General features: G+C 48.9%; 18 protein-coding genes and 1 pseudogene. 5 read left to right on the forward strand and 14 right to left on the reverse strand.

The genetic code is table 11. The features are described 5' to 3' along the window. Positions 1-73 precede the first annotated feature (73 nt). Together ACUZ8J_RS05710 and erpA are read left to right on the forward strand one after the other, a co-directional pair. Positions 74-880 (forward strand): DUF6776 family protein, encoded by an 807-nt coding sequence (locus ACUZ8J_RS05710; protein ID WP_446693317.1) that lies wholly within the window; start codon positions 74-76, stop codon positions 878-880. Further along, positions 873-1,223 (forward strand): iron-sulfur cluster insertion protein ErpA, encoded by a 351-nt coding sequence (gene erpA, locus ACUZ8J_RS05715; RefSeq protein ID WP_011623639.1) that lies wholly within the window; start codon positions 873-875, stop codon positions 1,221-1,223. Before ACUZ8J_RS05710 ends, erpA begins: the two co-directional genes overlap by 8 nt. 126 nt (positions 1,224-1,349) lie before the next feature. Here the strand turns inward: erpA and ACUZ8J_RS05720 are convergent, their stop codons facing one another. The 3 genes from ACUZ8J_RS05720 to aqpZ all read right to left on the reverse strand — a co-directional run bounded on the left by ACUZ8J_RS05720 (position 1,350) and on the right by aqpZ (position 3,057). Then, positions 1,350-1,805 carry a hypothetical protein gene (locus tag ACUZ8J_RS05720; RefSeq protein ID WP_446693318.1) on the reverse strand — a complete coding sequence of 152 codons (456 nt, stop codon included), beginning with the start codon at positions 1,803-1,805 and terminating at the stop codon, positions 1,350-1,352. Positions 1,806-1,824: 19 nt separating this feature from the next. Continuing rightward, entirely contained in the window at positions 1,825-2,205 is a 381-nt protein-coding gene (locus ACUZ8J_RS05725) for a DUF2750 domain-containing protein (RefSeq protein ID WP_011626909.1), read from the reverse strand. Between the two features lie 156 nt (positions 2,206-2,361). Beyond that, entirely contained in the window at positions 2,362-3,057 is a 696-nt protein-coding gene (gene aqpZ / locus ACUZ8J_RS05730; RefSeq protein ID WP_446693319.1) for an aquaporin Z, read from the reverse strand. A 690-nt stretch (positions 3,058-3,747) separates the two neighbouring features. On the opposite strand from aqpZ, the gene ACUZ8J_RS05735 reads away from it, so the two are divergent. Continuing rightward, positions 3,748-6,771 carry a TonB-dependent receptor plug domain-containing protein gene (locus ACUZ8J_RS05735; RefSeq protein ID WP_446693320.1) on the forward strand — a complete coding sequence of 1,008 codons (3,024 nt, stop codon included), beginning with the start codon at positions 3,748-3,750 and terminating at the stop codon, positions 6,769-6,771. A 597-nt stretch (positions 6,772-7,368) separates the two neighbouring features. Here the strand turns inward: ACUZ8J_RS05735 and ACUZ8J_RS05740 are convergent. Continuing rightward, positions 7,369-9,777 carry a prolyl oligopeptidase family serine peptidase gene (locus ACUZ8J_RS05740; protein ID WP_446693321.1) on the reverse strand — a complete coding sequence of 803 codons (2,409 nt, stop codon included), beginning with the start codon at positions 9,775-9,777 and terminating at the stop codon, positions 7,369-7,371. Between the two features lie 310 nt (positions 9,778-10,087). Between ACUZ8J_RS05740 and ACUZ8J_RS05745 the strand changes: the two genes are divergently transcribed. After that, a complete protein-coding gene (locus ACUZ8J_RS05745; protein WP_446693322.1) occupies positions 10,088-12,238 on the forward strand; it encodes a winged helix-turn-helix domain-containing protein in 2,151 nt (716 codons plus the stop codon). A gap of 9 nt (positions 12,239-12,247) precedes the next feature. On the opposite strand, the gene ACUZ8J_RS05750 is transcribed toward ACUZ8J_RS05745, so the two are convergent. Together ACUZ8J_RS05750 and ACUZ8J_RS05755 are read right to left on the reverse strand one after the other, a co-directional pair. Beyond that, on the reverse strand, positions 12,248-13,357 hold the full coding sequence (locus ACUZ8J_RS05750) for an anhydro-N-acetylmuramic acid kinase (protein ID WP_109285512.1): 1,110 nt from the start codon (positions 13,355-13,357) through the stop codon (positions 12,248-12,250). A 19-nt stretch (positions 13,358-13,376) separates the two neighbouring features. After that, positions 13,377-14,776, reverse strand: a pseudogene (locus tag ACUZ8J_RS05755) (peptidoglycan DD-metalloendopeptidase family protein). A 127-nt stretch (positions 14,777-14,903) separates the two neighbouring features. Between ACUZ8J_RS05755 and tyrS the strand changes: the two are divergent. Beyond that, positions 14,904-16,100, forward strand: a complete 1,197-nt coding sequence (tyrS, locus tag ACUZ8J_RS05760) for a tyrosine--tRNA ligase (RefSeq protein WP_011626902.1) — start codon at positions 14,904-14,906, stop codon at positions 16,098-16,100. Positions 16,101-16,252: 152 nt separating this feature from the next. Here the strand turns inward: tyrS and ACUZ8J_RS05765 are convergent, their stop codons facing one another. From ACUZ8J_RS05765 to gltB, 8 genes are all read right to left on the reverse strand, one after another. Then, on the reverse strand, positions 16,253-16,681 hold the full coding sequence (locus tag ACUZ8J_RS05765; RefSeq protein WP_089067254.1) for a hypothetical protein: 429 nt from the start codon (positions 16,679-16,681) through the stop codon (positions 16,253-16,255). 122 nt (positions 16,682-16,803) lie between these two features. Further along, entirely contained in the window at positions 16,804-17,295 is a 492-nt protein-coding gene (locus ACUZ8J_RS05770) for a nuclear transport factor 2 family protein (protein ID WP_374918541.1), read from the reverse strand. Between the two features lies 1 nt (position 17,296). Continuing rightward, positions 17,297-17,923 (reverse strand): trimeric intracellular cation channel family protein, encoded by a 627-nt coding sequence (locus ACUZ8J_RS05775; protein ID WP_086903127.1) that lies wholly within the window; start codon positions 17,921-17,923, stop codon positions 17,297-17,299. Beyond that, on the reverse strand, positions 17,920-18,297 hold the full coding sequence (locus ACUZ8J_RS05780) for a DUF2721 domain-containing protein (protein ID WP_011623626.1): 378 nt from the start codon (positions 18,295-18,297) through the stop codon (positions 17,920-17,922). The genes ACUZ8J_RS05775 and ACUZ8J_RS05780 overlap by 4 nt, the downstream gene beginning before the upstream one ends. 55 nt (positions 18,298-18,352) lie before the next feature. After that, positions 18,353-19,342 carry a cobalamin biosynthesis protein CobD/CbiB gene (locus tag ACUZ8J_RS05785; protein ID WP_446693323.1) on the reverse strand — a complete coding sequence of 330 codons (990 nt, stop codon included), beginning with the start codon at positions 19,340-19,342 and terminating at the stop codon, positions 18,353-18,355. A gap of 31 nt (positions 19,343-19,373) precedes the next feature. Further along, positions 19,374-20,084, reverse strand: coding sequence for a 5'-methylthioadenosine/adenosylhomocysteine nucleosidase (locus tag ACUZ8J_RS05790; protein WP_037427597.1), 711 nt, complete (start codon positions 20,082-20,084; stop codon positions 19,374-19,376). A gap of 247 nt (positions 20,085-20,331) precedes the next feature. Then, positions 20,332-21,738, reverse strand: coding sequence for an FAD-dependent oxidoreductase (locus ACUZ8J_RS05795; RefSeq protein ID WP_446693324.1), 1,407 nt, complete (start codon positions 21,736-21,738; stop codon positions 20,332-20,334). Positions 21,739-21,744: 6 nt separating this feature from the next. Beyond that, positions 21,745-26,193: a glutamate synthase large subunit gene (gene gltB / locus ACUZ8J_RS05800; protein WP_446693325.1), complete on the reverse strand. Its 4,449-nt coding sequence runs from the start codon at positions 26,191-26,193 to the stop codon at positions 21,745-21,747. Between the last annotated feature and the right edge of the window lie 586 nt (positions 26,194-26,779).

Genomic DNA, 26,779 nt, shown 5'->3' on the forward strand with positions numbered 1-26,779 from the left:
GCATTGGCCTGAGTTGTATTGTATCGAACTCGTTCTTGAGTTGATTGTATTTTATATAAGGGGCTGTTACCTAATGCCAAATTATCATCGTTGGCTAGATCGGCTGCAAGTCATGGATCTAAAGTATCGTCCATCGACCAAGTATTTATTGTCCTTAGTCTTAGTGGCATTTCTGTTAGGCGCTTGGGTAAGCTTTATTGTGCTCAACAGTGACGAGCCCGTCGTAAAGCATATTGGCGGCGGTAAACTGCAACGTGTCACCGCGGAACTTGAGGCGCAAACCCAGGAACTTGCGACACGTAATTTAGAATTATCTGTCGAGCGTGAAGCCAATGTGCAAATGCAGGATATGTTTGCGCAGCAGATGAAAAAGCAAAAAGAGTTAGAACGCGAATTAGCCTTTTATCGCAGTATCATGTCGCCGGATGACAATGCCGAAGGGGTGGCCATTCACGGTTTAGAAATGACTGCAGGTGCCTTGGCGGATGAATACAATTTAAAACTGATTTTGACTCAACTGCAAAAACGTAAGCAGGCGATTCAAGGTCGTACCGAAATCACCCTCATTGGCGTGCAAGACGGAAAATCTGTTGAGTTAAGTGTGAACAAACTCACGGGTTCTAAGCTCGAGTTTGATTTTCGCTATTTTCAGGTCATAGATACCAAAGTGAGTGTGCCTGTGGGATTTAACCTAGTGCAGGTTAAAGTCAAAGTTGTGGTGCCTTCGAGCCGCTGGACCAAAAATTCACAGACAGAACATGTCTATAGTGTCCCTGAGCTTTTACAGGGTGAAAAAGAACCGCGGGTAATACTTGAACAAAATAGTCAGGTAACGGATAATTTGCCCCAGAAAACTGATGTAAGAGGTAGTAATGACTGATCAAGCTGACGCAGCAATGCCTATCAAATTTACCGATGCGGCAGCCGCTAAGGTAAAGGGCTTGTTGGAAGAAGAGCAAAATCCTGCACTTAAACTACGTGTGTACGTGACGGGTGGTGGTTGTTCTGGATTTCAGTACGGCTTTACCTTTGATGAAAAGGTCAACGAAGGCGACTTCACCGTTGAGAAGCAAGGCGTCCAATTGGTCGTCGATCCCATGAGCTTACAATACCTCGTTGGCGGTGAAGTGGATTACACTTCTGGCCTCGAAGGTTCACGTTTCTTTGTGAAGAACCCGAATGCGACAACGACTTGTGGTTGTGGTGCAAGTTTCTCCGTTTAAGTTTGTTCTACGCATGTAGTGAACTGATATAGAAGATAAAAAAGCCGTCGAGATGACGGCTTTTTTGTTGGTCTTTCCAGTGTTGCAAGTACTGGCAAAGTAAGGCGTAATCGTCTTGCCTTGGAGTTAATTCATAATATTCAGATTAAGTTTGGGTTTAAACCAAGCTTTTACTTTCTTATCGAATGCCACCCACACCTGCAATAAAGATAAAACAATCAACACGATAAAAATCACGTAATCGGGGAGCTTTTCTTGCCACTCGCCAAGGTGCACTGTGGTTGGCCCAGCCACGAGATTGTCAGGATCATAAAGGATCACTGGTAACATGCTGACTAGCGCCAACTGCACTAAGGTGTAACCCCTTAACATAATTAGCCCTGCCTTTTGGCGACCGATAATCCCGAGCACCATCAATAGGGTTAACAGGCAGAAAAGCACCCCTTGTTTGGCAATTAAGCCGCTTACCGATGCTGCAATATAGAGTAACAGCAAGGCAGTTAAGCGTTTAGGTAAACGGGCTTTTGCCAAGGGCGGCGTAGCCTGAGTTGCCAAAGAGGATTCTTGCTCGCTCAGCGACATTGCAGTTTGCCCTTATTGATTAGTGGCTTTGTTTAGTGACTAAACGTTGATCTAATTCATAGGGTGGAATTACCACACCTAAGTCATCCTGTACTGGGAATACGGCAACAAACAGATCGTCGTCTTCCATGCCAGGAACCCATCTTTCATGCCATTCATCATAGGGAATCGCTAAGGTTTGGCATTCGCTCCAGTCATCGACTGCCCAAGACTCGGCCGCTTCTTCGGTTGGCCACATTGGGATGCAATCTTCATCTTCAGTGGTCAGCATGACACAACCATCTTGGTCCTGTAGCGTCCATAACACTTTGTGTTGTTTAACTTGTTCAACGAGGTAATCGTAACGACCTTCTGGAGTCATGCCAGCGGCTTCTGCAAAGGTTTTAACAGTCTTGCTCATGAAAATATCTCTTATGCGTGAATAGGGCGAAGCCTGTCGTGCGACTCATGTATAGCGTCAGCACAGCAAAACTCACCAGTTGGCAAGATGGTAACATTAGAGCGGGGTTTGAAAAAGCACAACAGCGCCGCGAGGGCGCTGTTGCTAGCGGGGGAATTACTTAGCTGCGTTGAAATAACGGTAAATCACGCCGGCGAGAATGGCACCAAGGATAGGAGCGACCCAAAAAATCCACAGTTGCGATACGGCCCAATCGCCGACAAACAGCGCAGGGCCAGTACTGCGGGCCGGATTGACCGAGGTGTTTGACACGGGAATGCTGATCAAGTGGATAAGAGTTAAACACAGACCAATCGCGATAGGCGCAAAGCCTTTAGGTGCTCGCTCGTCGGTCGCCCCTAAAATCACCAATAAAAAGAACAAGGTCATCACGATTTCGCAGATCAACACCGACATCATGCTGTAACCGCCGGGCGAATGTTCGCCAAAGCCGTTAGAAGCAAAGCCCGCCGCGAGACTAAAACCTTCTTGCCCTGAGGCTATTGCGTACAATACGCCCGCACCGAAAATACCGCCCGCCACTTGGGCAATGATATAAGGCAGCAGTTCCGATGCCGGAAAACGCCCGCCAGCCCAGAGTCCAAAGGATACGGCGGGGTTTAAGTGGCAACCTGAAATATGACCAATGGCGAACGCCATCGTCAGAACCGTTAAACCAAAGGCTAACGACACCCCGAGTAAGCCTATCCCTACTTCTGGAAAGGCTGCCGCCAGCACTGCGCTGCCGCAGCCGCCTAGAACGAGCCAAAGAGTGCCCAAAAATTCTGCCGCCATTTTTTGTGACATATTCATTGATTGATTTCCTATTCAGTCGATTTATGCCGACATGCGCATCGCATTCTTGGCATAAACCTTTGTTTATCTTGCTGGTTAAGTTGAGCTAGATAAATAACCATTCCCTTAATTGATATGTTTGCGCGCCCAGAGTGTGCAGGCCTTGTACGGCCCTGACAGTGAGTCGGTTGTGTATTTACTGCTTAGTTAACAATCACTTTAGCGAGTTTAGATGACACAACTGTGATCAAGCATAGATGGATTTTTACATTGTGCATTTTTGATACGTGGCTTAATGCGCCAATGAGCGGCTTATTTTGGGCACATTCGTCATTTTAGTTGGTTATTTACCAAGGTCGTATTGATGAAAAACAGTTGGTATGGGGGATTTTTCTGCGATGTTTTTTGAGGATTCAATAGTCGGTTTATTCTCTTTTTATGTGGCTAATATACTGAAATTTAAAGAATAGATATTTAATAGATATAAAACGGGCAAAGAAACGAGTGGCATATCGTTGCCGCCCTTCACTCGGCAAAGTACAACGTTTTGGTTGCTGAAATGTTAATTGTGTTTTCTTGCTGTTGCTGATTGGCAAGCCTACGGGTTTGACGATACATCGCAGCGATAAATGCACTTTTGGCGATAACAAGTAACAGCTCCAAATAACAACAAGAATGGCTTGCGCTGTAAAAGTGAAGGTGGGAAGGATGAAGAAGAAATTATTGACCTTGGCAATCCAAGCTTCGATGTTTGGCATTGCTCCTTCGGTAGCATGGGCTGCCGATACGATTGAAGTGAATGCGGTGAATGAAAGCGCTAATCGGGTTGAAGTCGAGGTAGCGGATAAACAAGAAAGCATCGAAAAAGTGACAGTCACGGGCTCGCGGATTAAGCGTGACAGCTTTTCACTTAGCACTCCACTGCAGGGTTTAGATGCGAAAGATATCGCCGATAGCGGTATTGGATCATTGGCGGATATTCTAGTTGACCAAATTCCTGCATTAGCAGAAGGCGTTAGCAGTACAAATAGCCAATCGAGCGTGCAAAATACGGGTCTTTCAACCATTGATTTACGTAACCTAGGAACAGACCGCACCCTGACCTTGATCGATGGTCGCCGCGTAGTATCAAACAGTTATAGCGGTAACTATGTCAGCTTAAGCACCATTCCTGCCGCTATGGTCGATAAGGTCGAAATCATTACCGGTGGGGCGTCGGCTGTTTATGGTTCCGATGCGATTGCTGGGGTGGTGAACATTATCACTCAACAGAACAAGACGGGCTTTGAGATTAACGCCCGTGGCGGCGAAACCACCGAAGGTGGTGGTCGTGAAACCACAGTCGATGTAGGTTATGGCACTGATTTTAATGGTGATAAAGGTTATATCTTCGCCAGTGCGACTTACGATAAGCAACATGGGTTATTTGCGACCGACAGGGAAAGAGCCCTGTACGAGTCAAGTTTTGCCTACGATGAAAAGCAAATGTGTAATGCCATGAACACTGTCGATGGCGACCAGTGTATGCGCGATATTACCCGAGACGATTGGCGTGAGCGCAGCAATGACATCGTCGGTGGCCGCTTTAAATCAAACTCTTGGTGGTACGATGGCACTGAGCTTAAAACCGATTTTAAAGAAGAGCGCGATGGTTATAACGGTTACACCACAGGTTTATTAAAGGTCCCTGAGGATACCTTGGCCGCGGCGGTCAAAATGAACTATGACCTCAGTGACGATGTGCGCGCGAATGTGCAAGTGCAGTTTAGCCGCAATAATGCGTTTCGTCGTACCGATGCCGAAGGCCAAGACTATAACGACACTGAACTCTATATCGACCCTGTAACGGGTCTTCCCGGCACTATTGCTGCGGGCAGTATTTCACCAAACAATCCTTATGTGCCAGCCGAAATTGCTGCAACAGCAGGCAAGAGCATCACTTGGGATCGTCGCTTCCAAGAAGTTGGGCCCGTTGAGAGCGATAACGAGCGTACTACTTTGCGTACTTGGGCGGGATTGCAGGGCAACTTATTTGAAACTTGGACCTGGGATGCCTCACTGGGTTACGGTAAGTTTGAACAGCGTCAGCGTCGCAGCAATGAGATCAGTATTCGTCGTCTGCAATATGCTCTGGATGCTGAATACGCCGCCGATGGTGTGACTATCCAATGTGCCAGTGAAGAGGCAAGGGCCGAGGGTTGTGTTCCTGTCAATATCTTTGGTGAAGGTTCAATCAGTAAGGAAGGGGCGGACTATATCCGCGCCAATCCCTATATCAATACGGATATCACACAATTTAATGCTCTAGGATTTATCTCTGGTGAATTGTTTGAATTGCCCGCGGGTGGCGTGCAATCGGCATTCGGGGTTGAATATCGCCGTGATACTCAAGCCGTCGATACCGATAAAGCGATGCGTGGCGATGCGATAACGTTTAACGATGTGCCGCCCTTTGAAGGGGATGTGACGGTATGGGAAGCCTTTGGTGAAGCGAATCTTCCTTTGTTAAGGGATGAGGCTTTTGCTAATAGGCTCGACCTAGATTTGTCATTGCGTCTTGCCGATTACAGTCAGAAAAACATCGACCTAATGTCGAGCTATCGCGCGGGTATCCTGTGGGAGCCTATTGCCAACTATGCACTACGAGCTAACTACTCTCGCTCGCAACGTGCGCCGAATATTACCGAGCTGATTTCTCCACCCCGTGGAGATTACGACAGTATTCGCGATATTTGTGATGGGGTAACAGCAACCTCTACAGGGGCGGGGCATGATAGTTGTCGCCAAGACCCTGGTATTGCTGCCGCAATTGCGACTAACGGTATCTTTGAGGATGAGGGCGGTTCTAAATATTCGCCGAACGCCGGTAATGAAAACCTCACCGAGGAAACCGCGGATACCTATACCTTAGGCTTTACCATGGCGCCAGCCTTCCTCGAAGGCTTTAATCTGGCGGTCGATTATTACGATATCAAAGTTACCGATGCCATTGGTTCACTAAGCAACGAGGATATTCTGGCCGAATGTTATAACTCGAGTAATCCCTATGGCGCCGATAACGAGTACTGTCAGGTCATCAGCCGCGATACTGAAGGGCAAATCACCCAGGTTATCCAACAGGAACAGAACCTAAATGACATTGTCACCCGTGGTGTTGATATCGCCATGGCCTACGAGTGGCAATTAGACGGTTACGGTGAGCTCAGCTTAAAAACGAATTGGACCCATGTGTTGGAATTCAGCACTAGCTACTACGGCGCCGATGGTTTAGTTGAAGATGACTACGTGGGTGAGCTTGCCAGCGGGATTTTTGAGGACAGAGGTGCCATTTCATTAACCTGGAGCAATGATGATTGGCGTGTACGTTGGAGCGCTAAGTATAAGAGCGCCATGGTCGATAGCCACGATAGAGTTGAAGAGTGGAACGTGCTGAAAGCCGAAAACCAAGCCAAACTCGATGCTGGCGATACCAGTGCGGTAGCCAATCCAGAAACGCCGGCATTCCTATTCTACAGCTCGTATATCACCCACGATTTGTCGGTGTCTTACACTATGGACGTGAGTCAGGCTGAATTACGTTTATACGGCGGTGTGCGTAATATTTTCGACAATCAGGGTCCTTGGGTGGCCGATACTGGTGATTTAGTCGAAACGGGTAATGGTAACTACAGCAGCGCCTATGGCGGTGGTGTTGGCCGCTATGCCTACCTAGGTGCAGAGCTTAAGTTCTAATATCGTTGAATTGATACTAACCACTTAAGTTTGCTCAACCGCATGTGGCTCCCTGCATGCGGTTTTTTATTGCCAATCACCGTTAGACGCGGATATCAATCAGTTCATCGTAATCAGTTCATCGCAATAGGTTTTGTGCACGTAGTAAGCCATAAACTGGAGAGGCTGATACTTAGCTTTTACTGGTTTTAGACTACGGTAATTAACTTAAACTCTTAACTCTGGTGTTCAGATTGATATTTTAAAACAATCACTTAATAAAGGCGTTTAACACAAGAACCTTGCTCGCGCGCTACATATAAGCTCCTCACATAGGCGAATGCTCTACGGGTGCTTTGAGTGAGAAAGACAGAGCATAAAGTCAACGGGCTAACGGCGGAATAGTCAAAAGCTCTAAGAGTCAAAAGCTCTAAGAGACAAAGGCTAAAGATACAGAGGCTCAATGCATCAGTGATGGGTAGATACTTTCTTAAATTGAACCGAGCGTTTAGGGATAACTGATAGCAGTAACTTGTTAAGTGATTGGCAGCTTGTTATGCCGCCAATCCTTTGATGGGATGTACATGTGGAATGCTAAGCGTTATTTAGCTTATTGGCTCACAGGTTCGTGGACGACAGATTTGCCTTTAAGAACTGGCTTTGTTCCCAGAGCAAGTGTTCTAGGGATTCCTTAGCCGCATAACTGTGTCCTTCAAATGGCAGGATAACTAATCTTGCTTTACCGCCAAGGCCTTGAATAGCATCGAACAAACGCTCAGATTGCAGCGGGAAAGTGCCTGAGTTTTGATCCATCTCACCGTGAACTAATAGCAAAGGTGATTTGATGTTATCGGCGTAATTAAACGGTGACATTTGCTGATAAATATCATTGGCTTGCCAGTAGTAACGCTCCTCATTTTGAAACCCAAAAGGAGTGAGACTGCGATTATAGGCACCGCTTCGGGCAATACCTGCATAAAACAAATCCGTATGGGCGAGCAAGTTTGCCACCATAAAGGCTCCGTAGGAATGCCCACCCACCGCGATTTGTTTGCGATCGGCAATGCCTAAATCTACCAAGGTATCGACAGCCGCCTGTGCGTTGGCAACGAGTTGCTCGCGAAAGCTGTCATTGGGCTCCTTATCCCCTTGAGCGATGATGGGCATAGAGACTTTATCAAATACCGCAAAGCCTTCGGCGACTAATGGGATTGGGCCTCTAGGGCTGATGCTGGGATATTGATTGGCGCTAAAGCTAATTTGGCCCGCGACATCGGGATCGTTAAATTCCCGCGGATAGGCCCACATTAACACAGGTAGGGTGCCTTGCTCCTTGGTGTAATTAGCGGGTAAGTAGAGAGTGCCAGACAGGGGCACGCCATCGGCTCTTTTGTAGGTGATAAGCTTTTTCTGCATTCCCCGATAGGCACTCAGTTCATCGGCCTGTTGGTAGAGCACACTTTCTTTAGCACCATCGATTAAGACAAGGCTTGGGGCTTCAGTCGGGCTTTCACGGTTAATAATCAGCTGTAAGGGCTCAAGATTGAGCACGTAGCGCACCGACTCTAATTGCTGGGCTGGCGATTGCCAAAGCAGTGACGACTCACCCGTCAGTAATGAAGTGCGCTTTAAGAAAGGCTTATCCCCCTGTGGCGATGCCCCTTGGCCGTAGTGAATAAGCCCAGCGGTTTGCGCCTGCTGCAGGCGGATCACATGCCCTTTACCTTGGGTATATTCTCTGGAGAATGTTCCAAGCTCTTGATATTTATCGCGCAGATTACGCTCGTTCAACGTTTGTAGGCTACTTTCTCCAAGGCGGGTGTCTAGGCGACTCAGTCGCAGTAACTGTGCTTTGCTATTGCGCTGGGTCACTAAGGCGATGTTGTATTCCGCCCAGTCGATATCGATGATCCGCCAAGGGGTTTTGGCGATGAGTTTGGCCTTTTGGGCAAAGGGGGCATCGAGTTGCCATAGACTGTCCCGTAGCGGCGACTCCTGCTGGCTATCGCCCTGATCTAGAGCCTCGGTAAAGGCTAAGGTTGCGCTTCGCCCTTGAACCCAATGGAACTGGCGTGGGCCTGGGAGCACAGAGTCTCTTCCTTGGGGCTTTGATTCTCCACTCTGGCTGTGGTGCAGTTGCGTTATACGTTGGCCATCAAGATTATAAATCTCTGTTAAGGTTGGAAAATCATAATACTTTACTTGGGTTGAGAAGGGCTCGGTGAGCTGATGGGTTAAAATATAGCGCCCATCGGGAGACACCGAAAAATCCTCAAAAATACCCGGCGCAGCGATAGTTGTGAGCTTGCCATCTAAATCCACTCGGGCCAATTGACTGGTCGTCAGTTGGCTAAAGCGTTGTTTGTCGGCGCTGGTTTTCAATAAGTCTTGATAGGTACGCTGTGGGCTTTGTTTGCCCGAGGTTTCCTTGGTTTTCGGTGCGTAAACGGCCTGAGCCATGCTTGTGTTGGCATTGGAGGCTAACACAAAGCGAGCGAGTAGACTGCTATTGTTAGCCCACTGATAATCAAGGCTAATCGTGCCATTCAATCGGTTGTCTGACAGGCGCTTGTGGCTATCTTGAGCGAGGTTGTAAACATATAAGTAACCGCCCTCTGGCGTTAGGCTCACATAGGAGAGATAGCGACTGTCGGGGGAAAATTGCAGCTCGGTGATATCGTGGCCACCGGGCAAGCTTATCAACCGCTGCCGCTTGTCTTGAATATTAATCAGCCTGAGTTGGTGGTAGCGCTGGGTGATGCGACTCGGTAAATATTGCTCGGCGGCGATACGTAATCCTGCCAACTTTTGCTCTGGCTGGGCCAGCGTGGCAATGCTCGGCGCCGAAATCGGGCTGAGTAATGCCAGCCATTGATGATCGTTTGAGAGTCGAGTCGTGAGATTGCTACTGTGGCTGATGGTTTGCTGTAATGCGGGAGACGGTTTCTGGTAGTCCTGCGCTAAGATTTTGGGGGCAAACAGCGGGCACAACATCATGCCGATGCAAATCAAGGCAAAGCGAAGCATATCTAGGTCCCTAAGATGTGACTCACGCCCGCACTACGCATTCGTAAACAGGTGTAAGACGTTGAGGTTTATGTTGTTATTGGTCATGCAGTTGTAATCAATCTGTTGCTTGATCGCAATCGGCTTTGGCTCGTTTCTATATTGTTTAAATCTCTATTTTAGATTTTTTGCATGCTAATGTTTTGAATTTTAAATAGTTAGTTTAAATCATTCGTTTGCTAACCAGGCTCAGTCTTAGGTAGTATCTAGCCAAGATGTTGTACTCATTACCCTAACCATAAAAAGATGAATAACGCAGGTGTGAGAAAAAATGAAGGATAAGAGTAAGTTGAGTTTTTGCTTAGGAAGTTGTCGCATTGACCCTTCCGATAACTCAATTTCATTTCAAACGCAGGGGCAGGAAAGTGCTCAACAGGAATCGGCTAAGGTGTCACTTCAACCTAAGTTTATTGAAGTGCTTAGCTATCTCGCCCTGCGTCATCCTCATGTTGTGACCCGTGACGAGCTGATCGATAAAGTCTGGGAAGGCAATGCTTACGTTGGCACTAAGGCACTCACTAATGCCATTTGGCATTTACGTCAGCAATTATCGCCCCTCGAGCTTGAAGGCGGCGTGATTGAAACCGTGCGTAAAGCCGGTTATCGCTTGTTATTACCGCCAGTGTATGACATTGCCGATGAGACTGATGACGATAAACTGCAGACCACAGAGGCGAAGTTACAGCTCACCACACGACGCCTGTATTGGATGGCGAGTCTGATGGGGGCGGTCATGCTAGTGGCCGGTCTCTTTATGGGGGTGCATCTGTATCAAGATAAACAGCGGATGACGGAAACCCAAATCACAGTGCTTACGCGGGATCCGGGCTCTGAGCGTTACCCTAGGTTGTCCCACGATAGACGTTGGCTTGTGTATGGTGCGAGTCGCCCCGGAGTGACATCCAGTCTGTATCTTAAAGATTTTAAACGTGAAGATGTCCCCGCCCGCCAGTTAACGCCTTCCACATCGGCAGAGCTTCGCGCAGTGTGGAGCTTAGATGATACTAAGTTGTTTTTTGCCTCCCGTATCCATGGCACGGGGAAATGCCATATCACTCAGTTGACTCTTGCGACCAACGAGACCCTTGCCTTAGCGCCCTGTAGTAGCGATATGGCGGCCATAGATATTTCTCCCGACGGTCAATATCTTGCTTATATTTCCTCCCACGAGGCGGATAAAGTGGGGGGGATTTACCGTTTAGCTTTGGCAAATGCGGACGCTAAGGCTGAAAGATTATCCTGCGAAAGCCAGTGTAATTATGAGGATAGAGATTTAGCCTTTAGCCCTGATGGTCGCTGGCTCGCGATAGCGAGGCGCTTTAGTAATATCTCTGAGGATATTTTTATTCGCGACTTAGCCAGTGCCAATGAAACACGTTTAACCCATGGGTTAGAAGATATTCGCGGCTTGAGTTGGACGCCTGATAGCCAGTCGCTGGTTTTTGCCACCGAAGATTCCGGTAGTCGCAACGGTTTTACTATCGATATTGAAACGGCCCATATTCGCCCACTCGATGTGGAGGGCATGAGCTATCCCAGTAGCGTATCCGATGAGGGCGAGCTGGTTTATCACCAGTATCGTCGTCAATTCCAGATGGCGTATTTTTCCCTCGGCGAATCCGTGCCCGGCAGCTTGTTTCCGCTGCTGTATTCCGGCATTAGCCACCGCAATCCCGATTATTCCCCTGAGGCGAAACGGATAGTATTTGTCTCCAGCGATACGGGCTATAACGAGATTTGGACTTCGGATGCCAAAGGGCAAAAGCTGGAGCAACACACCCAGCTTAAGTCGCGTGTCGCTTATCCGCGTTGGTCCCCCGATGGTTCTAAAATTGCTTTTATCGCCCCCGACGATCGCAACGAAGGTAATCGTATTTTTATTTTAGATTTAACCAATAAGAACATTACCGCCCTAGCCTCGAGTTATCACAATCATGGCCGCCCCAGCTGGAATTGGCTGGGGACGGCGGTGTTGGCATCAACCAGCGATGGCATCACTGAATTCCATTTGGACAATAGTGCGCCTAAGGTGATTAGTCCGCTGAGTATGGCGGTGGGCTTTGCAAAATCGGCCAACGAATTTGTATTTAGTCGCTACGGAATGAATGGACTCTGGCAGATTGACCTCATGCAGCCCGAACAGGTGCAAGAGATTATCCCGGGGAAGGTGTTTCGTGCGGGCAATAACTGGGTGCTTACGTCACACGGAGTGTATTTTAAATCGAGCAATGGTAACGAGCAGCGGCTGAATTTTTGGGAGGCGAGTAGTCATCAGCTGACATCACTCCTAAGGGTTCCTCGCTCTAGCCTAAGCGGCTTTGGCTCCATGACCTATATCCCGGAGTCAAACCGCTTAGTGATGACGCTCGATGGCTTTCCGCAGCGGGACATCATACTGCTTAAACACAAGCTACTTAAGTAGGTTTGAGCTTTACTTAGCGCTAAAGCGTCCGCCCAATACGGCTTCGCGCGAAGCGCCTGTCACCGCAGGTAGGTTAGCGGGTAAGCCTAAATTGTGGCGCATTGCGAGCCACGCAAAGGCGATACCTTCGGCCCATTTAGGGTCGACACCGAGTGCTGAGGTGGTATCGATGTGATAATCCGGCAGTAGCGCCGCTAAGCGCTGCATTAACTCGGTATTAAAGGCGCCACCACCGCAGACAAATAACTCTCCCACTGGGGCGAGTTTAAGGATATCGCGGGCGATACTGTGGCAGGTTAAATCGAGTAATGTCGATTGGATATCTTCTTCATCCAGTTGATTAAACTCTGATAATTGCTGCTCTAACCAAGCCTGATTAAACAATTCACGCCCCGTGCTCTTGGGATAGGCGAGGGAGAAATAAGGGTGCGACAGCAATTGCGCCAATAGCTGTTGGTCGGTGTTGCCCGAAGCAGCCCATTCGCCGTCTTTGTCATAGGGCTCATTTTTCACTTGCTGGATCCAGGCATCAATCAGCGTATTGCCTGGCCCTGTGTCGAAGCCTAGGACCTCTTCACGATTCCCGGTCAGATAGGTGATATTGGCAATGCCGCCGATATTGAGGATCACGCGCTTTTTACCCACTTGGGCAAAGGTTTGCTGGTGGAAGGCGGGCACTAGTGGCGCACCTTGGCCACCTAAGGCAATGTCTTTACGACGAAAATCGGCTATAACATCGATGCCAGTCTCGGTTGCAATGGTATTTGGGTCACCAATTTGCAGGGTAAAACCCACCTCTAGATTTGGCATGTGGCGCACGGTTTGGCCATGGCTACCAATGGCAATGATGTCTTCTTTGGCTATCTGGGCTTTGGTAAGCAAGTTATTGACTGCGAGGGCAAATAATTTACCCACACTGCGGTCAAGGCGACCAAGGCGGTTGATTTCATCATTGCCAGGCAGGCATAAGCGCTGCAATCCCTTAAGCAAATGGCTTGGAATCGCCTCGGTATGCGTTGCGATAAGCTGTGGCTGCTCGCCCGCAAAGTCGACTAACACCGCATCAACGCCGTCCATGCTGGTGCCAGACATCAGTCCAATATAATAAGCCTTGTTCATGTAGGGGATCCGTCCGTCGTTATTGCATCGCCAATTGGGTTTGCTTGTTCTGTGAAATGCTGGCCATCAACTGTTTGCTGAGTGCATCGAATTGTGGCTTTTCTTTACGGGCAATCGATTCGGCCTTAGGTAAATCAACCGTTCTTGGATTACGGTGCACGCCATTAACGATAAATTCATAGTGTAGGTGAGCGCCGGTGACGCGTCCTGTTTTACCTAAGGTGCCGATAATTTGCCCCTGCTTAACGCTGGCCCCTTTACTGACGTTGCGTTTGGTCAAATGCAAATACTTAGTCGTGTAGGTATCGTTGTGCTTAATGAACACATAGTTACCGTTAAATTGATTGTAGCCGGATTCGATAACTCGGCCATTACCCGCCGCCTTAATGGGGGTGCCAATGGCGGCAACATAGTCAACGCCGCGGTGAGCCTTAACTTGCCCCGTCACTGGGTGTAAGCGTTTCGGGTTGAAGTTAGAGCTGACATATTTAAAGTCGACCGGTGAGCGCAGGAAGGCCTTACGCATGCTAGTGCCGTTTTCGGAGTAGTAGTTGCCGTCGGTATAACGAATCGCAGTGTAGCGCTCATCTTGGTTGATAAACTCGGCGGCGAGGATATTGCCGTTACGTAAAAACTCACCTTCGGCATATTCCTGCTCATAGATAATGGCGAAGCTGTCGCCTTCACGTAAATCCAAGGCAAAGTCGATATCCCAGCCAAACACGGTCGAGAGCTGCATAATTTGGTTCGCGTTTAAACCCGCATCCACGGCGGCATTCCAGAAGTTACTCTTGATTTTCGCACTGGTGAACTGGGTGCGGATTTCAATGTCTTTTTCGGAGATTTTCTCGGAATACTTTTCCTGATCCTTAGTGATCACTAAAGTCGATACCGCATCGACACGATAGCGGACTTCGGTTAAATCGCCCTTAGCATCCTTTGAAATCACGATTTCTTCGCCGGGGATGATTTTTAACAGATTCTGTTTGGCGAGTGGCAACCGGGTAATTTCATACACATCTTTGCTGGTGAGTCCCGCGCGCTCAAATACCGCGGCTAAGGTATCGCCATTTTTCACATTAAAATGTTCAACGTCCCTATGGTGGGCGCTCTCTAAGGTTTCACTGGCGGGCACATTGCCTGCGGCTAAGGTGTCGGCCGAAGATAACGGCGTGGCGTTGGTGGATGCATCTTGCGATTGCCCCTCAACACCTTCTGGACGCTCTGGTGAGCGAAAGGCTAAGGGAACATCGTAATTGTATTGACTTGAGCTTGGTCTGCGACACCTTGAGTTTGTCTTGAAGCTTGCGCTTCTTCAGAGGGAAAGAGCAGGGTTATCGTAGTGATAACAGAAAGAATGCTGAGGAGAATTTGATGCTTTTTAGGCAGCAATTTAAATAACGTTATAACCTTTCCCATGTGACGCCGATACCGATTACCTAAGGCTTGAATAATCCCGTTAGTGTACACACTTTCAATTGTGGTGGCTAACAAGTAACATAAGTCTCCTCATTTTATGATCATGGCCTTAGGAGTCCCCGCCGAGATGGCTGATTTAGACCAAGTATTAGCAGAAATTAGACGTGGTACCGATGAGATCCTACTCGAATCGGATCTGCTGGAAAAACTCAAAGAAGGACGTCCACTTCGTATCAAGTTAGGCGCTGATCCTACCGCACCGGATATCCATCTTGGACACACAGTAATTTTAAATAAATTAAGATTATTCCAAGAGTTAGGTCATGAAGTCATTTTCTTAATTGGTGACTTTACCGGTATGGTGGGTGATCCAAGTGGTAAAAACAGCACGCGTCCACCCCTCACCCGTGAGCAAGTATTAGCCAACGCCGAGACTTATAAAGAGCAGGTCTATAAAATTCTGGATCCTGCAAAAACCCGTATCGAGTTCAACTCGAGCTGGTTAGAGCCATTAGGCGCAGCGGGGATGATCCGTTTAGCCTCGCAGCAAACCGTTGCTCGTATGATGGAACGTGACGACTTTAAGAAGCGCTATGCTTCGGGTCAGTCGATCGCTATCCACGAATTTATGTACCCACTTTTACAGGGTTATGACTCAGTAGCCCTGAAGGCCGACGTTGAATTAGGCGGAACCGACCAGAAGTTCAACCTGTTGATGGGCCGTGAGTTACAAAAAGCCGAAGGCCAAAAACCACAAGCCGTGATCATGATGCCACTGCTTGAAGGTTTAGACGGCGTGAAGAAAATGTCTAAATCGGCGCACAACTACATTGGTGTGAGTGAGCCCGCCAATGAAATGTTTGGCAAGATCATGTCGATTTCTGACGAATTAATGTGGCGTTACTTTGAGCTACTGTCATTCCGTCCTTTGGCCGAGATTGAACAGTTCAAACAAGATATCGCCAACGGTGCTAACCCTCGTGATACCAAGATTGCGCTCGCGAAAGAAATTATCGCGCGCTTCCACGACCAAGCGGCGGCCGAGAGTGCCCATCAAGCCTTTATCGACCGTTTCCAAAAGGGCGCTATCCCAGATGATATCCCTGAGGTTGAATTAGCGGCGGGTGAAGGCTTAGCGATTGCTAACTTACTTAAAGATGCCGACTTAGTGGGGTCGACTTCCGATGCGATGCGTATGATCAAGCAAGGCGCGGTGAAGATGGACGGTGAGAAGGTTGACGATAGCCGTATGACCTTAAGCGCTGGCACGGTTGCCGTATTCCAAGTCGGTAAGCGTAAGTTCGCGAAAGTGACTCTGGTTTAAGCTGAATCGGATGTCACCATGTGACTACAGCCAGTGAGTGCTTAGAAGGTTAATAAGTACTTACCAAGCAGTAAAAAGAGCGCCTAAGGGCGCTCTTTTTATATCTGCATTTTATCTCGATAGCTTAAGAGACTGTGCTTAAGGTGCAGTGCTTAAGGTGCTGTGCTGGCCTCATGCTCGCCGATATTACATCTGTCGGTACCGAAATGCTGACCATCGCGACACTTCCACGCCAGTTGGGCGGAATCCACTTGCCAGCGTTGGGCACTTTTCTTAAGCGACAAAATTAACAGCATTTGTGGGTGCTGCTGCGACAACTCGCTCACTTGATAGGTAAATATTCCATCCTTGGTGGGCTGAGTACGAACAAGGGTAAATTTTTTACCCGCATATTGGCTACTGATGGCGCTGGGATCTTCGCTCCAGGCTTGATGTTGCTCCTGGGCGGCCCGCAGTTGCTGGTTGAAATGGCTTACGGGTTGCACCGCGTAGGACACAATAATCGGCTGCTGCGCCTGTGCGTGGGGCGCGAGCATTAGGCCATTCAGGGCGAGTAGGGCAATCAGTCCAAACAACTTCATACAAACCTCATTGAAACGAAACGACCCGTGGGCATAGGATGCCGCACCTCAGTCGTATTGACTCATTGCAGGTTTCGACTCGTTTTGAGGGCTCAAGTTTCAATAAAAGCTAAATTTTGTGACTACTGCATCGCTAATTGGTCTGACATGGTCTGGTAATCAATCAGATCCACATGCTCTGTGACCCTGTGATTACGCATATCGAGCTTAAGGCTGGTGACTCCAGGAATGGCGACATCAATAATTTTTCCGGGTTTACCAAACTGCTCGCCGGGCCCTTTAAAGTGATAGTTACCAATCATCACCACGAGGGAGCCTGCGTTATACATATGCTCGATATTGAAATCATATTCGAGCACACCTTCGTGGGCGCGCTCAAAGAAGTCGATAATAAACCGCCCACCCGTGTATTTACGATTAGCGGTTTTATCGAAGAAGACGGTATCACGGTTATAGAATTTGCCGAGTGTTTGATAGTCGTGCTCGGTTAGCGCGTTCATGTATTTTACGGCTAACTGCTGTTCTGCTGGCATTTCCCCTGAGTTAGCGTGTACTGACGCAGGAAACAAGGCCGGAACCCAAATAAGACAGACTAAAAGACACAATAATCGCAAACTATTCCCTCTTGGTTTTGAGATCAAAGGCGGGTAACGACAAATGCCATTTGATGGCGCATAGGCGAATGATTAAGGCACTGGTCATGGCTAAAAATAGTGCCGTTTTTTCGCCCATCCCGTAGGCAAGGCTTACGGTATAACCTATGCCGCCAATAATCGATGCTGTGGCATAGATTTCTGTGCGTAACACCATAGGGATTTGTCTGCACAGTAAGTCTCGAATAATGCCTCCTCCAACGCCCGTGATCAAGCCCATCACGACGGCAATCATGCCACTGAGTCCCATATTGAGGGCTTTTTCGGCACCAATCACAGTGAACAGGGCCAAACCTAAGGCATCGGCGACCGGCAGCGTATATTGCGGCATCTTGCGGGGGCGGCGCACCAACAGCAAACAAGCTAGGACTGTGGCGAGTATGACAATGATGTAGTTAGGGTCGCGGATCCAAAACACGGGCGTCGCACCAATCAGCGCATCGCGGATACTGCCACCGCCGACCGCTGTCACCGAGGCCAGCACGATAACGCCAAAGGGATCCATACGGTGACGACCTGCGGCTAAAGCGCCGGAAAGGGCAAATACCGCTGTGCCACATAAATCGAAGAAGTAAATCCAGTGGCTCATTTACTCATCTCTTTGATGTGGATGTTTAGTGCGTCCACAGAGATACGAATTTCTATCACAGATAAAATCAGTGAATAGAGCAGCAGTAGCAAGCTAGCACCGAAGATCACCGAGCCCGTCTTATTAAAACCGATATAGATAAAAATCATACAGAGCACACACAGGGCAAAACTGGATACGCCGGCCTCCTGCATGCGGCGAATAATCCGGATCCGTTGGCTTAAGTTTTTAATCTGATCCTTATGCACGGGTTTATCACCGTTACTGAGCTGACGTATCAGTGCTGCCAGTGCAAAGAAACGGTTGGTATAGGCCAGTAATAGCAGTGAGATTGCCGGAAATAACAAGGCGGGAGTTGTTAATGAAACATGCATGTTTTCGAACAAGATAGTCAGCCTTTAACCCAATGTTAAGATTAAAGGCATCATATCACAGGGTTTGTAGCCAGCGTAAACCCGCCCAAATGATAGGAAGTAAGGTAATAAAGCTAAACCAGATAGCACAGGCACGCGATGTCAGTTTTACCGCTGGGGCAATCATCTCTTGGTGCGGCTGTGGCCCATGGGCAATCTTAGCCACATCAATGCGCTGTCCCGAAAACTTCTGTGGTCCACCCAATTCAATGCCTAAAATGTTTGCCACTAAGGACACGCTCATCACATAACCCCGCAGGGCAGGATGATTTTTAGAGGTGCGAAACAGCAATGCTAAGGCCTTGGGGCCGCCCTGAATCGCAATCGACAGGCTCCATAACCAAGCAGGGATAGCCAGCAGCGCCGTAGAGATAACATGCACCGAACTGCAAAAGTGTTGGTACTTAGGTTGAATGGGCGGCCAACTGAGTTCGAGTTGTTTAATCATTCTGACCGCCAGCACCATAGGGGCGCCTGCGATCGCAAAGAAGAAGATAGTCGATGCCGTGCCGTAAATCGGTGCGGTAGCGAGCTTTTCTATCGTGGCCTTGGTTAAACCGACTTCCGACAGACTATCCGTATCACGGACAATCCACGGCTGTAATAGCTTTTTTGCGCTGGCATTATCCTCGCGCTTCAATGCTTTAGCTATTTCGTCGGCGACTTGGCTAAAGCCTGCATCCGTCAAACACAGATACAGAACTAAAAACTCAAAGAACCAAGGGAAGGCGGCGAGCTCGAGTAAAAAAGTGATAATCGCCCAGAAGGGAAACACCAGCAGCAACATGGCTAAAAAGCCGGCGGTCGCCTGTTGACTAGGCGCGCGCCCGGGGCGATTGACTTTGGCGGCGAGCTGTTTGGCTAAGTGACTAAACCAAATCAGTGGCTGCATTTCCCTCGGCAATGGCGCTAAACGCGCCAACAGTAAAGCAAAGAAAAGTACCAAGAAGCCCTCAAACAAAGCGCCATCAATTTCGACAAGTTGTTGATAAAAAGAACTGTGCATCAGGTACTTTCCGCAATCATGCTTTAGTCAATTACTTTACTGAGTTTGGATCTAATTGCTCAAGCAGCAACATCACCATCAATGCTGAATGGTAACCAGCCTTCACAATGTAAGAATCGAAATCGACCGGTGAGTCGTTGTTGGCGTTGTCAGAGAGCGAGCGGATCACCACGAATGGCACGCCAAACTGGTGACAAACTTGGGCAATTGCCGCGCCTTCCATCTCACAGGCCGCCATGGTTGGGAAGTGCTCTAACATGGTCTTGGTGCGAACAGGGTCGCAAATAAAGCTATCGCCAGTACAGATTAAGCCTTCAATCGCTTTCACTTCGCCTAATTGTGCGATGGCCTTATTGGCCGCTTCGACTAAGTATGGCGCTGGAATAAAGGCTGCAGGTTGCTGCGCCATTTGGCCAATTTCGTAACCAAATGCGGTGACATCCACATCGTGGTGGCGCACTTCAGATGAAATCACGATATCGCCAATCGACAGTGAATCGACAAAACCACCCGCAGAACCTGTGTTGATTACTGCATCGGGGGCGTATTTCTCAATCAGCAGTGTGGTGGCGATACTAGCGGCGACTTTACCAATACCAGAGCGTGTCACTACAACGTCTTTGCCCGCTAAGGTGCCAGCGATAAATTCAATACCTGCAATCGTTTGCGAAGAGGCGTTTGTCATAGCCGCAATAAGATGGGCAACTTCTGGCTCCATTGCGCCAATAATACCAATTTTCATGGGAGACCCTTTTGATTCAACTGAATGTGTGATGCCACTAAAAGAGTGGGATAACAGAATGGCGGCTAATATACCACAGTTATGCTTTGGCGTTATTGTGGGATTGCGATTGCTTGATTGGGGTGGGATAAAACGCGCGGAAGGTAAAAAAATGCGCACCCTAAGGTGCGCCAAAATTCACAAGCAAATGGTGGACTCGTGGGTACGAGTCCGAGACTCACAGGTACAGCGGTACAACAAAAAACAATTAATCTAAATAGTTAAGAATACCTTGCGCGGCATCACGTCCTTCAGCAATAGCGGTCACAACCAGATCCGAGCCACGGACCATATCGCCGCCAGCAAATACCTTTGGATTGGTGGTTTGGAATGGGTTATCGGCCTGTTTACTGGCTTTTACTCGGCCCCATTGGTCGAGTTCAATGCCGTAATCGGCAAACCAAGGCGCAGGGCTAGGTTGGAAACCGAAGGCGATAATCACCGCATCGGCGTCGAGTAACTGCTCGCTGCCTTCAATTGCTTCTGCACGTTGACGACCACTCGCATCGGCTTTACCCATTTGGGTTTCAACGCATTCCACACCCACCACTTTACCGTCCTGGGTTTTAATCGCCACGGGTTGACGGTTAAACAGGAAGTTCACTCCCTCTTCACGGGCGTTTTGCACTTCGCGGCGTGAACCTGGCATGTTGGCTTCATCACGGCGATAGGCACAAATCACACTGCTGGCACCTTGGCGCACGGCGGTGCGAACACAGTCCATGGCGGTATCACCACCACCGAGGACCACGACGCGCTTACCGGCAAGATTCAGGTAAGGGGTGTCTGGATTACTGCTGCCCATCAGGTGATGGGTATTACCAATTAAGTAGGGTAGAGCTTGGTACACGCCTTGGGCATCTTCGCCCTCAAGGCCCGCTTTCATGGCGGTGTAGGTTCCCATACCTAGGAAGACGGCATCGTATTCCTCAAGCAGTTGGTTAAAGGCAACATCCTTACCCACAGTTACGCCCAGTTTGAACTCGATGCCCATGCCTTCTAACACAGTGCGGCGAGTTGCCATCACGGCTTTATCCAGTTTAAAGGCGGGAATACCGTAGGTCAGCAGGCCACCAATCTGGGGATACTTATCAAATACCACAGCCTTAACCCCATTACGGGCAAGAATATCGGCGCAGCCTAAACCTGCAGGGCCAGCGCCCACAATCGCGATCTTTTCCTTGCGTGGCGTGACCTTACTCATATCTGGACGCCAGCCTTGGGCGATGGCGGTATCAGTAATATATTTCTCCACATTACCGATAGTCACGGCGCCAAAGTCGGCGTTTAGTGTACAAGCCCCTTCACAGAGTCTGTCCTGTGGACAGACGCGGCCGCAGATCTCGGGCAGGGTATTGGTTTCATGGACTAAGTCCGCCGCTTCCATGATCCGGCCCTGTTGCGCCAGTTTCAGCCAGTTGGGAATATAGTTGTGCAGCGGGCATTTCCACTCACAATAAGGGTTGCCGCAATCGAGGCAACGGTCCGCCTGTTCAGTCACCTGAGCTTGAGCAAAGGGCTGATAAATCTCAATAAACTGAGTCGAACGCTTTGCTGCAGGGTGTTTAGTTGGGTCTTTACGACCCACTTCAATAAATTGAAAATCGTTACTCATCTGCTATTACCCCGCTTTAACTGCTAGTTCCGGGCTCGATTGCTCTAATTTGAGCAGATCTGCAACGGCGATATTTTTCGGTTTCACTAAAACAAAGCAATCTAACCAGTTGGCAAAATCGCTTAAGATCATCTTCGCGTGCTCACTGCCAGTCTCGGCCACATGTTCTTCAATCAAGCCTTTCAAATGCTGTTGATGGATAGGTGACTCGAGTTTTTGGGTATCGACAAGCTCGTTATTCACGCGGCGGTTAAAGCGGCCAAATTGGTCGAAGACATAAGCAAAGCCGCCCGTCATCCCTGCGCCGAAGTTGACCCCGGTTTTGCCGAGTACAACGACAATACCGCTGGTCATGTATTCGCAGCCGTTATCGCCTAAGCCTTCAACTACGGCGATGGCGCCCGAGTTACGTACCGCGAAGCGTTCACCCGCTTGACCCGCTGCGAAGAAGCGTCCGCCAGTCGCGCCATACAGACAAGTGTTACCGACAATCGCGCTGCGCTCGCTCTGGAATGGACTCCCTAGCGGTGGATAAATCACAATCTTGCCGCCCGACATGCCTTTACCGACGTAGTCGTTGGCATCACCGCAGAGCTTGAGTTCAAGGCCTGGGCTATTCCATACCCCAAAGCTTTGGCCGGCACTGCCATTAAAGCTGAGTTTAATCGGTGCCTTAGTGCCTTTAACCCCAAGGGTAGTCGCGATATAGCCCGACAGGCGTGCGCCCACTGAGCGGTCAGTGTTGTTGATACTGTAAGCGGCATCGAAACACTCGCCCTTATCGACCGCACTCTGGCACTCGTTGAGCAGATGTTGATTGAGTAAGCCTAAATCCGCTGGTGGATTGGTTTCCTGCCAAGTGCGCGAGGTGCTGGCTCTAACCTTTGGCTGATACAGGATCGGCGCTAAATCGAGTCCGCGTTGTTTATCGGTCTGGCCTTCCAAGGTATGTAGCCACTCACTGCGGCCCACTAAGTCTTCGAATTTGCTGACCCCTAGCGTTGCCATCCACTCGCGTACTTCCTCGGCGACAAACTCAAAGTAAGTCATCACTCGCTCTGGTAAGCCGTGGTAGTGGTTATCGCGCAGTTTCTTGTCCTGAGTTGCGACACCAGTAGCGCAGTTGTTCAGGTGGCAAATACGCAGGTACTTACAACCTAAGGCAATCATAGGCACAGTCCCGAAGCCAAAGCTCTCGGCGCCGAGTAAGGCTGCCTTGATGACGTCGGTTCCGGTTTTTAGGCCGCCATCGACCTGCAAGCGGATCTTATGGCGCAGACCATTTTCCACCAGAGATTGATGCACTTCGGCAAGGCCGAGTTCCCATGGGCTGCCGGCGTATTTCACCGAAGTGATAGGGCTCGCGCCCGTGCCACCATCGTAGCCAGAAATGGTGATCATATCGGCGTAGGCTTTTGCTACACCTGTGGCGATCGTACCGACACCTGGCTCAGACACTAACTTCACGGAGATCAGTGCCTTGGTATTGATTTGTTTTAAATCGAAAATCAGCTGGGCTAAGTCTTCGATAGAATAAATATCATGGTGCGGTGGTGGTGAAATCAAGGTTACACCTGGGCGTGCGTGGCGCAGCCCTGCAATTTCCACACTCACCTTATGGCCTGGCAGTTGTCCGCCTTCACCGGGTTTTGCGCCCTGTGCGACTTTAATTTGCAACACATCGGCGTTGACTAGGTAATGGGCGGTTACCCCAAAACGTGCCGACGCAATTTGTTTAATCGCCGAGTTACGCTCGGTATTAAAGCGGCGAGCATCTTCACCACCTTCGCCCGAGTTGGAGCGGCCACCTAAACGGTTCATGGCGATGGCTAATGCCTCATGGGCCTCAGGGCTTAGGGCGCCGATACTCATGGCCGCACTGTCAAAGCGCGGGAACAAGTGGCTGGCAGCCTCGACCTTATCCAGTTCAATTGCGGCTTGGTCAGCTTTAATGCCAATCAAATCCCTTAGGGTAGCAACCGGGCGGTTATCGACTAATTCGGCGAACTTCTTGTAGGTTGCAAAATTCTTGTCGATTAATGACGCCTGCAGCGTGTTGACCACATCTGGGTTGAAGCAGTGGTACTCACCGCCATCTACATATTTGAGTAAACCGCCTTGTGGCAGTGGCACATGGGCGCGGTAAGCGGCTTTATGCAGCAGCGCTTGATCTTGAGCGATATCCTCAAAGCTGGCGCCTTCGATACGGCTCACCACTCCTTTAAAGCAGAGTTCAATTACATCGCTGGCAATACCAATGGCCTCAAACTGTTGGCTACAACGGTAGGAGCCGACGGTGCTGATCCCCATTTTCGACATGATCTTACGCAGGCCTTTCTCGATGCCGTAGCGGAAGTTCAGCATCAGCGCCGTGGTATCGGTCAGTTGATGGCGTTTCGCTAGATCTGAGATTGATTCATACACTAGATACGGATAAATCGCCGTAGCACCAAAGCCGAGTAGCACTGCAAAGTGGTGCGGATCCCGCGCCGAAGCAGTCTCAACAATGATGTTGGTATCGCAGCGTAGGCTCTTGCTCACCAGCATTTGTTGTACTGCGCCAACCGCCATGGCCGCTGGGATCACCTGCGCCGATTTATCAATCGCACGGTCGGATAAAATCAGCAGTGTAGTGCCACTGCGAGCTAAACGCTCGGCTTCCGAGGTGATGCGGCGGATAGCGTGCTCTAAGCCTTCCTTCGGATCGTAGTTTAAGTCGACGATATTGGCGCGATAGTAAGTGCTATCCAATCCGAGTAATTGGTTGAAATCACTGAATAATAATATCGGCGAGTTGAACATCACTCGATAAGCATGGCCAGTGGTTTCGTTGAAGAGGTTTTGCTCGCGGCCGATACAGGTCGCCAGAGACATCACGTGCTTTTCACGCAGCGGATCGATAGGCGGGTTAGTGACTTGAGCGAATTTCTGTCGGAAATAGTCATAGAGCGAGCGTGACTTTTTCGACAATACGGCCATTGGCGTATCGTCGCCCATGGAACCTGTCGCTTCTTCGCCTTGTTTTGCCAGCACCCAAATCACTTGTTCAAGCTCTTCGCGGGTGTAACCAAATTGCTTTTGGTATTGCAGCAGTTGCTCAGGGCTTAATTCGCTAGCGCCATGTTGCTCCGTTGCTAACTGCTCGGCTGGTACCAGAGTACGGCTGTTTTTCGCCATCCACTCTTTATAGGGGTGGCGACGCTTAAGGTCGTTATCGATTTCGAATGACTGGTACAGACGACCATTGAGTGTATCTAACACTAACAGCTCACCAGGGCCGACACGGCCTTTTTCAATCACTTCATCGGCGGCATAGTCCCAAATGCCCACTTCGGAGGCGAGGGTGAGGATACGATCTTTAGTGATCACATAACGTGATGGACGCAAACCGTTACGATCCACTGCGCAAGCGGCGTGGCGACCGTTGGTCATTACGATACCCGCAGGACCATCCCAAGGTTCCATATGCATGGAGTTAAAGTCATAGAAGGCTTTTAGCTCATCATCCATCTCTGGGTTACTCTGCCACGCTGGCGGAATAAGCAAACGCATGGCTCGGTATAGGTCCATACCGCCCGAGAGCAACATCTCGAGCATATTATCGAGGGAGGATGAATCGGAGCCCGTTTCATTCACAAAGGGTGCCGCCTGTTGTAAGTCGGGCAGCAGTGGTGAATTAAACTTGTAGGCACGGGCACGGGCCCATTGGCGGTTACCGGTAATAGTGTTGATCTCGCCGTTATGGGCAAGATATCTAAAGGGCTGAGCGAGTGGCCATTTAGGTGAAGTATTGGTTGAAAAGCGTTGATGGAATAAACAAATAGAGCTCTTCAAACGGATGTCGGCAAGGTCAGGATAGAATGCGGGCAAGTCGGCAGGCATCATCAAGCCTTTGTAGACTATGACTTGGCCTGAAAGACTCGCGACATAAAAGTCTTTATCGTCAGTAATTTGTTGCTCTAAACGGCGGCGAGCCATGTAGAGGCGACGCTCAAGATCTTTCTCACGCCAGCCAATCGGGGCGTTGATCAGGACTTGATAGATTTGCGGCAGGCTCGATTTACCAATCTCACCCAATACCTCAGGATTGACGGGGACTTTACGCCAGCCGGCAATGCTTAAGGTTTCACGCTCGAGTTCGCGTTCGAGAATAAACTTGGCTTGGTCGGCCAGTTCTTCATCTTGACTTAAAAACAACATGCCCACGGCGAATTTACGGCTCAGGTGCCAGTCATTTTCCGCGGCAATGGCTTCAAAGAATTGCAATGGTAGCTGCATTAATAAACCACAGCCGTCCCCAGTTCGACCGTCAGAGGCGATACCGCCACGGTGTTTCATGCGATCGAGGCCATGGATGGCGGTGCGCACGATACGATGGCTGGCCTCGCCATCCATTTGTGCAATCAAGCCAAAACCACAATTGTCCCGCTCAAAACTGGGATGATATAAGCTCATACAAAAACCTCCCTTGACCTCAACGAAATTACTACTCGGGAGAAATGTAAAGACTTTCTATAGATATGCACCCGAACCACCCAAATTATCCTGAGATTAACTAAAGGTCAAACCAAAAATTTGCATAAAATATGGGTATTCATTCATGTTTTATACACAAAACATAATTACTTGACGTTGACGTTAACTGATTAAAGTGCTGTATAACATTATGAATAAAAAGAATTTTAAAAAATGAAAAACGATGGGGTTACTAAAATGTAACATTAAGGGCGATTGTTTTTGATTTAGAAATAGTGATTTTTATTGCAAATACAGTGCGTGTATAAAAATATGAAATAAATGAATTGTTATTCTGTTTGCCTGTGAGTGGAATCACGGAGTGTAAAGACACTGTGAGCAATGACTCAGGTTTTGAGCTTTGACGCTGTGAATCTAACGGGAGTTTGATTTACCACCAAGAAAACCATGCTCGCTTTGTTTATCATGAGTTTTTTCATCTAAACACACGTCTTTACTCCTTCTTTTTTGTGATTTTATCTTGGTTATTTTTAATGAAACGACATGAAATTTGGCGGGCGAGCTA

The sequence above is a fragment of the Shewanella sp. Koi 1 genome (assembly GCF_052907445.1).

Coding starts and splice junctions, on each gene's coding strand:
- tyrS (WP_011626902.1), top strand. CDS start 14,904: ATGGCTGATTTAGACCAAGTATTAGCAGAAATTAGACGTGGTACCGAT.
- ACUZ8J_RS05735 (WP_446693320.1), top strand. CDS start 3,748: ATGAAGAAGAAATTATTGACCTTGGCAATCCAAGCTTCGATGTTTGGC.
- ACUZ8J_RS05720 (WP_446693318.1), bottom strand. CDS start 1,805: ATGTCGCTGAGCGAGCAAGAATCCTCTTTGGCAACTCAGGCTACGCCG.
- aqpZ (WP_446693319.1), bottom strand. CDS start 3,057: ATGAATATGTCACAAAAAATGGCGGCAGAATTTTTGGGCACTCTTTGG.
- ACUZ8J_RS05780 (WP_011623626.1), bottom strand. CDS start 18,297: ATGCATGTTTCATTAACAACTCCCGCCTTGTTATTTCCGGCAATCTCA.
- gltB (WP_446693325.1), bottom strand. CDS start 26,193: ATGAGCTTATATCATCCCAGTTTTGAGCGGGACAATTGTGGTTTTGGC.
- ACUZ8J_RS05725 (WP_011626909.1), bottom strand. CDS start 2,205: ATGAGCAAGACTGTTAAAACCTTTGCAGAAGCCGCTGGCATGACTCCA.
- erpA (WP_011623639.1), top strand. CDS start 873: ATGACTGATCAAGCTGACGCAGCAATGCCTATCAAATTTACCGATGCG.
- ACUZ8J_RS05775 (WP_086903127.1), bottom strand. CDS start 17,923: ATGAGCCACTGGATTTACTTCTTCGATTTATGTGGCACAGCGGTATTT.
- ACUZ8J_RS05790 (WP_037427597.1), bottom strand. CDS start 20,084: ATGAAAATTGGTATTATTGGCGCAATGGAGCCAGAAGTTGCCCATCTT.
- ACUZ8J_RS05750 (WP_109285512.1), bottom strand. CDS start 13,357: ATGAACAAGGCTTATTATATTGGACTGATGTCTGGCACCAGCATGGAC.
- ACUZ8J_RS05785 (WP_446693323.1), bottom strand. CDS start 19,342: ATGCACAGTTCTTTTTATCAACAACTTGTCGAAATTGATGGCGCTTTG.
- ACUZ8J_RS05740 (WP_446693321.1), bottom strand. CDS start 9,777: ATGCTTCGCTTTGCCTTGATTTGCATCGGCATGATGTTGTGCCCGCTG.
- ACUZ8J_RS05745 (WP_446693322.1), top strand. CDS start 10,088: ATGAAGGATAAGAGTAAGTTGAGTTTTTGCTTAGGAAGTTGTCGCATT.
- ACUZ8J_RS05765 (WP_089067254.1), bottom strand. CDS start 16,681: ATGAAGTTGTTTGGACTGATTGCCCTACTCGCCCTGAATGGCCTAATG.
- ACUZ8J_RS05795 (WP_446693324.1), bottom strand. CDS start 21,738: ATGAGTAACGATTTTCAATTTATTGAAGTGGGTCGTAAAGACCCAACT.
- ACUZ8J_RS05710 (WP_446693317.1), top strand. CDS start 74: ATGCCAAATTATCATCGTTGGCTAGATCGGCTGCAAGTCATGGATCTA.